Origin of the sequence: Micromonospora sp. NPDC049580 (assembly GCF_040675595.1) — a bacterium.
GTDB lineage: Bacteria > Actinomycetota > Actinomycetes > Mycobacteriales > Micromonosporaceae > Micromonospora.
Window position 1 is genome coordinate 1 of record NZ_JBFAPG010000255.1, and the last position, 8976, is coordinate 8976.

8 protein-coding genes are annotated in these 8976 nt (G+C 71.6%); 3 read left to right on the forward strand and 5 right to left on the reverse strand.

Features of this window, described 5'->3' with window-relative positions:
- The 5 genes from AB0J68_RS19965 to AB0J68_RS19985 form a co-directional block, all read right to left on the reverse strand.
- The coding region (locus tag AB0J68_RS19965; RefSeq protein ID WP_363939860.1) for a thioredoxin domain-containing protein at positions 1–540 on the reverse strand (540 nt) is incomplete at its 3' end.
- 163 nt (positions 541–703) lie between these two features.
- The gene (locus tag AB0J68_RS19970) at positions 704–2392 is read right to left on the reverse strand and encodes a methylmalonyl-CoA mutase family protein (protein ID WP_354856964.1); all 1689 of its coding nucleotides are present in this window, start codon (positions 2390–2392) and stop codon (positions 704–706) included.
- Positions 2393–2487: 95 nt separating this feature from the next.
- Positions 2488–2898 carry an Asp23/Gls24 family envelope stress response protein gene (locus AB0J68_RS19975; RefSeq protein WP_355066050.1) on the reverse strand — a complete coding sequence of 137 codons (411 nt, stop codon included), beginning with the start codon at positions 2896–2898 and terminating at the stop codon, positions 2488–2490.
- 94 nt (positions 2899–2992) lie between these two features.
- Positions 2993–3997 (reverse strand): methylmalonyl Co-A mutase-associated GTPase MeaB, encoded by a 1005-nt coding sequence (gene meaB, locus AB0J68_RS19980; protein WP_354856960.1) that lies wholly within the window; start codon positions 3995–3997, stop codon positions 2993–2995.
- A complete protein-coding gene (locus tag AB0J68_RS19985; protein WP_363939862.1) occupies positions 3994–5193 on the reverse strand; it encodes an acetyl-CoA C-acetyltransferase in 1200 nt (399 codons plus the stop codon). The genes meaB and AB0J68_RS19985 overlap by 4 nt, the downstream gene beginning before the upstream one ends.
- A 62-nt stretch (positions 5194–5255) precedes the next feature.
- Between AB0J68_RS19985 and mce the strand changes: the two genes are divergently transcribed.
- The 3 genes from mce to AB0J68_RS20000 all read left to right on the forward strand — a co-directional run.
- Complete coding sequence (gene mce / locus AB0J68_RS19990; RefSeq protein WP_354856957.1) at positions 5256–5729, forward strand: methylmalonyl-CoA epimerase; 474 nt, start codon at positions 5256–5258, stop codon at positions 5727–5729.
- 373 nt (positions 5730–6102) lie between these two features.
- Positions 6103–7458 (forward strand): crotonyl-CoA carboxylase/reductase, encoded by a 1356-nt coding sequence (ccrA, locus tag AB0J68_RS19995; RefSeq protein WP_354856955.1) that lies wholly within the window; start codon positions 6103–6105, stop codon positions 7456–7458.
- 285 nt (positions 7459–7743) lie between these two features.
- A partial coding sequence (locus AB0J68_RS20000; RefSeq protein WP_363939864.1) for a cell division protein DivIVA occupies positions 7744–8976 on the forward strand: 1233 nt, incomplete at its 3' end.

An 8976-nucleotide genomic window follows, 5' to 3' on the forward strand; every position in this document is an offset into this window, starting at 1 on the left:
GTCGTCCGCCTCGTCGAGGCGCGGGTCCTCCGGTTCGGCGACGGCCACGCCACCGGCCTTGAGCACCGCCTGGATCCACTGGCGGAGTTGGGCCTCGGGCACCACACCGGAGAAGGCGTCGATCGGCTGGCCGCCGACGACCGCGTAGACCATGGGGATGCCCTGGACCCGGAACATCTGGGCGATCCGCGGGTTTTCCTGCACGTCGACCCGGGCGAGCACCCAGGTGCCACCGCTCTCGGCGGCCAGCCGCTCCAGCACCGGGGCGAACTCGTCGCTCTCCGGGAAGCCGGCCGCACCGAAGAAGACGATGACGGGCATGGCCATCGACCGTTCGAGCACATCGGCCTGGATGGTCGCCTCGGTGACGTCGACGATGGCGGCGTTGCCGCCGGCGGTCTGCGCGCCGGGCACGCCGGCGGACGGGCCGCCCTGCGGGGGTGTGCCGGGGCGGGTACTGGCTGGTGCGGGGCCGCGCAGCGTGCTGAGGTCGACCGCGCCGCGGGTGAAGATCGACGAGGTGATCCGTGGGTCGCTCATGGTTACCTAGTCTCGCACGCGAGCCCGGAATCCCGGCTCACCCACAACTGCGACGTTGCGACTCTCACGCCCCATTCCACCCCCGGCGATCGGGCAGTTCCGCCGCCGAGACGGGGCGTCCGTCCGGCAGCGACCGCGCGATCGACGGGGGTGGTGGTATGGGTCAGAAACGGGCGGGTTCGCGGTAGGTGCCCCACTCGGCCCGGAGGGCGTCGCAGATCTCGCCCAGGGTCGCCTCGGCGCGGACCGCGTCGAGCATGGCGGGGACCATGTTCTCGTCGGTGCGGCTGGCCTCGACCATCCGGGCGACCGCGGCCTTGACCGCGGCGTCGTCGCGTCCGGCCTTGCGCTCGGCGAGCACCCGGCGCTGCTCCAGCTCCACCTCGTGCGAGATGCGCAGGATCTCCAGCTCCTTGGCGACCGTGCCGGTGTGGCAGTTGACGCCGACGATCTTCTTGTCGCCCTTCTCCAGGGCCTGCTGGTAGACGAATGCCGACTCGGCGATGTGCCCGGTGAACCAGCCGTCCTCGATACCGCGCAGGATGCCGGAGGTCATCGGGCCGATCTGGTGCGGCCCGTCGCCGCCGAGCTGCCGGATCCGGGCGAAGATCTCCTCCGCCTCGGCCTCGATCTTGTCGGTCAGCGCCTCGACGTACCAGGAGCCGCCGAGCGGGTCGGCCACGTTGACCACCCCGGTCTCCTCCATCAGCACCTGCTGGGTACGCAGGGCGATCTCGGCGGACTCGTCGGTGGGCAGCGCCAGGGTCTCGTCCAGCGCGTTGGTGTGCAGCGAGTTCGTTCCGCCGAGCACCGCCGCGAGCGCCTCGACGGCGGTGCGTACGACGTTGTTGACCGGCTGCTGAGCGGTCAGCGACACCCCGGCGGTCTGTGTGTGGAACCGCAGCCAGAGGGCCTTCTCGCTGGTCGCGCCGTAGACGTCGCGCAGCCAGCGGGCCCAGATCCGGCGGGCGGCGCGGAACTTGGCGATCTCCTCGAAGAAGTCGAGGTGCGAGTCGAAGAAGAAGCTCAGCCCCGGCGCGAAGACGTTCACGTCCAGGCCGCGCGAGAGGCCCAGCTCCACGTAGCCGAAACCGTCGGCCAGGGTGTACGCCAGCTCCTGCGCGGCGGTCGAGCCGGCCTCGCGGATGTGGTAGCCGGAGACCGACAGCGGCTTGTAGCGCGGGATCTCCGCCGCGCAGTACTCCATCAGGTCGCCGATCAGGCGCAGGTGCGGCTCGGGGTCGAAGAGCCACTCCTTCTGCGCGATGTACTCCTTGAAGATGTCGGTCTGCAGCGTGCCGTCCAGCTTGGACAGGTCGGCGCCCTGCCGCTCGGCGGCCACCAGGTACATGCAGAACACCGGCACGGCCGGGCCGGAGATGGTCATCGAGGTGGTGACGTCGGCCAGGTCGATGCCGTCGAAGAGCGCCTGCATGTCGGTGGCGGTGTCGATGGCGACGCCGCAGTGGCCGACCTCGCCGAGCGCCTGCGGGTCGTCCGAGTCGCGGCCCATCAGCGTCGGCATGTCGAACGCGACCGACAGGCCGCCACCGCCGGCGCCGAGGATCATCTTGTACCGCTCGTTGGTCTGCTGGGCGTTGCCGAAGCCGGCGAACTGCCGGATCGTCCAGGTCCGCCCGCGGTAGCCGGTCGGATGAAGACCCCGGGTGTACGGGTACTCGCCCGGCCAGCCGATCCGCTCGAAGCCCGGGTACGCGCTGCCCTCAGGCGGCCCGTAGACCGGCTCCACCGGCATCCCGGAGAGCGTGGTGAAGTCGGCGTCCCGCTTGCGCGCGGAGTCGTACCGGGCCTGCCAGCGTGCCCGTCCGGCGTCGATCTCGTCGGCGTCCATGCGCAGGGCTCCTCCTCGGTTCCTCGACTGCACGTCGAGTGTAGAGCCCTGGCCTGAACGATCGCTAAGTAAGCTCGTACCGACGAGTAACCAGGTCAGAGCGTGGGAGCGGCGGAAGCGCCCATCGCCACGTCGTCGACCCGGATGTTGACCTCGTCGACCCGCAGCCCGTACGCCTCGACGGCCTCGGTGACCCGGGCCCGCACCTGCCCGGTGATCTCCGGCACCGGCTGACCGGCCTCGATCACCAGCACCAGGTTGACCACGGCGGCGTCGCCGGTCACGTGTGCCGAGCAGCCCCGCCGGGCGTCGCCCACCTGGTCCAGCCCGACCCGGTCGAGGACGGAGTTGAAGAACCGGGCGACGTCGCCGCCCAGCTCGGCAACCCCGGGCACCGCGCGAGCCGCCGCGACGGCGATCTTCTCGATCACCTCGTCGGCGACCTGCGTCGTGCCGCCGGCCGGCGCCGTCGTCGCGCTCAGCTCTTGGGTCGCCTCGTGATCCATGCCCACTCCCCCTGCTCCTCACGCCGACCCCACCGCCGTGGGGCGGTGCGAGCCTACAAGGGTCGGGCAGCGCAGGGCTGTCCGGCGTGGACGGTCACCGGGCGAGCTGGGCGAGCAGGGTGTCCGCCGCCGCGTACGGGTCGAGACCACCCTCGGCCACCGTGGCGGCGAGCGTGCTCAGCTCCGTACCGTCGCGCAGTGAGCCGATCCTGGCGCGGAGGGCGCCGAGCGCGATGGCCTCGATCTCGGCGGCGGCCCGCGCCTCCTGGCGGCGGCGCAGCTCGCCGTGCTCGACTAGCCAGCCCCGGTGCTTGTCGATGGCGGCGGCGATGTCGTCGATGCCCTCGCCCCGGGCCGCGACCGACCGGACCACCTGGGGCCGCCACTGGCCCGGGCCGCGCTCACCCAGGGCGATCATGCCCTGGATGTCGCGGACGGTGGCGTCGACGCCGTCCCGGTCGGCCTTGTTGACCACGAACACGTCGGCGATCTCCAGGATGCCGGCCTTGACCGCCTGGATCGCGTCCCCCATGCCGGGGGCGAGCAGCACGAGCGTGGTGTCGGCCAGCGAGGCGACCTCCACCTCGGCCTGCCCGACGCCGACGGTCTCCACCAGCACCACGTCACAGCCGGCGCCCTCCAGCACGCGGACCGCCTGCGGTGTCGCCGCGGCCAGCCCGCCGAGGTGCCCGCGGCTGGACATCGACCGGATGTAGACGCCCGGATCGGTGGCGTGGTCCTGCATACGCACCCGGTCGCCGAGGATCGCCCCGCCGGTGAACGGGCTGGACGGGTCGACCGCCAGCACGCCGACCCGGTGCCCACGTGCCCGCAGCGCGCGGACCAGCTCGTTGGTGGTGGTGGACTTGCCCACCCCCGGCGAGCCGGTGAGCCCGACGACCTGGGCCTGCCCGGCGTACGGCGCCAACGCGGCGGCGATCGCCGGCAGCAGGGTGTCGCCGTTCTCCACCAGGGTGATCAGGCGGGCCACCGCACGGGGGTCACCGGTGCGGGCCCGCTCGACCAGCAGCGGCACGTCCCGGCTGCGGCGCACGGACGTGGTGGCCGCCGCCGGGACGCCCTCGATCGCATCGCTCACTGTGCAGCCGCTGCGCTTCCCGGCACGTGGATGATCAGCGCGTCGCCCTGGCCGCCGCCGCCGCAGAGAGCGGCCGCGCCGGTGCCGCCGCCGCGCCGCTTCAGCTCCAGGGCGAGGGTCAGGACGAGACGCGCACCGGACATGCCGATCGGGTGGCCCAGCGCGATCGCGCCGCCGTTGACGTTGACCTTGTCGGGGCTGATGCCGAGGTCGCGGGTGGACTGGATGCCGACCTGCGCGAACGCCTCGTTGATCTCGATGAGATCCAGGTCCTCGACGCTCAGGCCGCCCTTCTTCAGGGCGTGGTTGATCGCGTTGGACGGCTGCGAGTGCAGGGAGTTGTCCGGGCCGGCGACGTTGCCGTGGGCACCCATCTCGGCCAGCCAGGTCAGGCCCAGCTCGTTGGCCTTGGCCTTGCTCATGACGACCACGGCGGCGGCGCCGTCGGAGATCGGCGAGGAACTGCCGGCGGTGATCGTGCCGTCCTTGGCGAAGGCGGGACGCAGCTTGGCCAGGGACTCGACGGTGGTGTCCGGGCGGATGCCCTCGTCGTCGCTGATCACCACCGGGTCACCCTTGCGCTGCGGGATCAGCACCGGGGTGATCTCCTCGGCGAAGTGGCCGTTCTTCTGCGCGGCGGCGGCCCGCTGGTGGCTGGCCGCGGCGAAGGCGTCCTGCTCCTCGCGGGAGATGCCGTGCTTCGTGCCGAGCCGCTCGGTCGACTCGCCCATGGAGCAGCAGTCCCAGGCGTCGCTGAGCCCGTCGTGCGCCATGTGGTCCTTGACCACCACGTCGCCGTACTTGTAGCCGGTGCGCTGGCCCATCAGCAGGTGCGGGGCGTTGGTCATCGACTCCATGCCGCCGGCCACCACGATGTCGAACTCGCCGGCCCGGATGAGCTGGTCGGCCAGGGCGATCGCGTCCAGGCCGGAGAGGCAGACCTTGTTGATGGTCAGCGCCGGCACCGACATCGGCACGCCGGCCTCGACCGCCGCCTGCCGGGCCGGGATCTGCCCGGCGCCCGCCTGGAGCACCTGGCCCATGATCACGTACTGGACCTGGTCCGGGCTGACGCCGGCCCGCTCCAGGGCCGCCTTGATGGCGATCCCGCCGAGCTTGGTGGCCGGGAGGTCCTTGAGGTTGCCCAGCAGCCGCCCCATCGGGGTCCGCGCGCCGCTGACGATCACCGAAGCCATGCCTGCCTCCGAGGGGGGTGCCGAGCTGTACGCCTTAACGATTGTTCGGCCAGACTAGCGCCATGGCTGAGAACTCCCCCGTCGAGCCCGGTGCGGACTACGTCACAGACATCGGGCTTCGCAAGATTGACCACGTCGGCATCGCCGTCGCCGACCTGGATGCCGCCATCGACTTCTACCAGCGGACCTTCGGGATGCGCTGCGTACACACCGAGACCAACGCCGAGCAGGGCGTACGGGAAGCGATGCTGACCGTCGGGCCGACCGCCGAGGGCGGCTGCGTGCAACTGCTGGCCCCGCTCACCCCGGAGTCGACGATCGCGAAGTTCCTCGACCGCAACGGGCCGGGCGTGCAGCAGGTCGCGTACACCGTGGCGGACATCGACGTGGCCTGCGCGGCGCTGCGCGAGCGGGGCGTACGACTGCTCTACGACGCCCCGCGCCGCGGCACCGCCGACAGCCGGATCAACTTCGTGCACCCCAAGGACGCCGGCGGCGTCCTGATCGAACTCGTGGAACCCGCCCCCACCCACTGACCCCCACCCCCTGACCCGCCCACCCCGGCCCACCGACCCCCGCCCATCCCCGGCCCACTGACCCCCGCCCATCCCCGGCCCACTGACCCCCCCGCCCATCCCCGGTGGGTCAGGGAGTGGGTCGTGGGTGGGGCAGGGGGGTGGGCGCGCACGTCTGTGCGTGGTTGGCGGGGCGGCCGGGCACCTTCACGCATTGGTGGATGCAGTTTTTCACAGAGGACTTCCCGCCCTAGCTACCGTTCAGTAACGTCCCGGCCCACAGGAGCGCGACCGGGGCCGGATGTGTCGAATGCCGACATGGTGGTCGTGTCCATCGGCCCCGACGATGGCAGCACCCGGCCCGTGCGGGTGCGGGGACGAACCGGAGGTCACCGTGCAGGACATCCTCGAAGCGATCATGGCGGCGGAGGAATCGAACGATCCGGACCGCGAGCTGGCGGGCGTCGCCGGACTGCCCGTGCCGGAGAGTTACCGAGGCGTGGTCGTCCGCGCCGAGGAGGCCCGGATGTTCGACGGCATGGCCACCCGGGACAAGGACCCTCGCAAGGCGCTGCACGTGCAGGAGGTGCCGACGCCGGAGCTGGCGCCGGGCGAGGCGCTGATCGCGGTGATGGCCAGCGCGATCAACTACAACACGGTGTGGACCAGCATCTTCGAGCCGGTGTCCACCTTCAAGTTCCTCCAGCGCTACGGCCGGGTCTCCGAGCTGACCCGCCGGCACGACCTGCCGTACCACGTGGTCGGCTCGGACGCGGCCGGCGTGGTGCTGCGTACCGGCCCGGGGGTGACCCGGTGGGCGGCCGGCGACGAGGTCGTCGCGCACTGCCTCTCCGTCGAGCTGGAGGACGCCGCCGGCCACGACGACACCATGCTCGACCCGCAGCAGCGGATCTGGGGCTTCGAGACGAACTTCGGCGGCCTGGCCGAGCTGGCCGTGGTCAAGGCCAACCAGCTGATGCCCAAGCCGCGGCACCTGAGCTGGGAGGAGGCGGCCAGCCCCGGGCTGGTCAACTCCACCGCGTACCGGCAGCTCGTCTCACACCACGGCGCCAACATGAAGCAGGGTGACGTGGTGCTGATCTGGGGTGCCTCCGGCGGCCTCGGCGGGTACGCCACCCAGATGGCCCTCAACGGGGGCGCGATCCCGGTCTGCGTGGTCTCCTCGCCGGAGAAGGCCGAGCTGTGCCGCCGGATGGGCGCGGAGCTGGTCATCGACCGGGCAGCCGAGGGCTTCCGGTTCTGGAAGGACGAGCAGACCCAGGACCAGGACGAGTGGCGGCGCTTCGGCGAGCGGATCCGCGAGCTGACCGGGGGCGAAGACCCGGACATCGTCTTCGAGCACCCGGGACGGGAGACGTTCGGCGCGAGCGTCTACGTGGCCCGCCGTGGCGGCACCATCGTCACCTGCGCGTCCACCAGCGGGTTCCAGCACCAGTACGACAACCGCTACCTGTGGATGCACCTGAAGCGGATCGTGGGCAGCCACTTCGCCAACTACCACGAGGCGTGGCAGGCCAACCGCCTGGTCGCGCTCGGCAAGGTGCACCCGACGGTGTCGCGTACCTACCCGTTGGAGCAGACCGGTCAGGCCGCGTACGAGGTCCACCGCAACGCGCACCAGGGCAAGGTCGGGGTGCGCTGCCTCGCGCCCGCCGACGGGTTGGGCGTCCGTGACGGGGAGTTGCGGGCCCGGCACGAGGAAGCGATCAACCGGTTCCGGGGGCACTGAGCGGGCCACCGGCCGGACGGATGAGCAGCCGGTGGCCAATGCGGTGATCGGCCATTGTTCTTCCACCCCCATTAGCGGGAACCCATCCGGATCGAACAAAGGGCCACGGGGCGCACCCGTGGCCCTTTTTCGTGTCACGCTGCGTGGCGCCCGTCCCGCCCGGGACCTGCCAAGATCGCCGATTGGTCCGGCCTCGGCGGCCAGGTCAGTTGACCATGTAATGAGGACACGAAAGCTCCGCACCGCTCTTGCGAAGCACCCTGGGGCGTCTGCCAGTATGTCCCAATGCCCCAGCAGCAGTCCTCCCCTCTCGCGTTCTTCGATAACGCGAACTCGCAGCCAGATTTCACCGTTGGCCTGCGCGGATACAACACTCACCAGGTCGATGACTTCATCGGCCGGATGACCGCCGCGCTGACCCAGTCCGAGCAGGCCCGTGCCGAGGCTGAGCAGCGGATGAACGACGCCCAGCGTCGCCTCCGCCAGGCCGAGCAGCGCATGAGTGCGCTGGAGCAGAAGCTCACCGACACGAACAAGCAGCTCGAAGAGAACAGCCGGCCCACCCTCTCCGGGCTCGGCACCCGCGTCGAGCAGATCCTCCGGCTCGCCGAGGAGCAGGCCAACGACCACCGCAACGAGGCCAAGCGCGAGTCCGAGGGCATCCTCTCCGCCGCCCGCCTCGAGGCCCGGGAGATCACGGACAAGGCCCGCGCCGAGGCCGCCGCGATGAAGGCCAGCGCCGAGCGCGAGGCCGGCAACCTGCGCACCGCCGCCGAGCGCGAGGCCGCCGAGGTCCGGGTGCAGGCCCGCCGCGAGGCCGACACGCTGCGCGCCGACGCCGACCGCGAGACCAAGCAGCTGCGTACGGTGACGGCGCACGAGGTGGCCGAGCTGAAGTCGACCGTCGAGCGGGAGGTGGCCACCCTCCGGGCCACCGCCGAGCGGGAGATCACCCAGCACCGCTCGAAGGCCGCCCGCGAGGCCGAGGAGAAGCGCGCCGAGGCCACCAAGCTGCTCACCGACGCACGGGACAAGCGCGACAAGGACCTGCAGGCTCTGGAGCTGCAGCTGGCCGAGCGGCGCGAGAAGGCCGAGCGCGAGGAGTCCGAGCGGCATGCCGCCCAGGTCGCGCAGACCCAGAAGATGGTCAGCGAGGCCGAGCAGCGCGCCCGGGCCGCGCAGGAGCGCGCCAAGGAGATCGAGCAGCGCGCCGAGGCCCGCCGGGTCGAGTCGGAGCGCAACGCCGCCGAGACCATCGACAAGGCCAAGGCGCACTCCGAGAAGACGCTCAACGAGGCCAAGGCCGAGTCGCAGCGCCTGCTCACCGAGGCGCGCACCGAGGCCGAGCTGACCACGCAGGCCGCCCGCCGCGAGGTCGAGGACCTCACCCGGCAGAAGGACGCGGTCACCTCGCAGCTCGGTCAGATGCTCTCCGGGCTCGCCGGCATCGTGCCCGGCATGCCGGCGGCGGCTGCCCCGGCGGCCAAGCCGGAGGCGAAGAAGACCGACGGCGGGCAG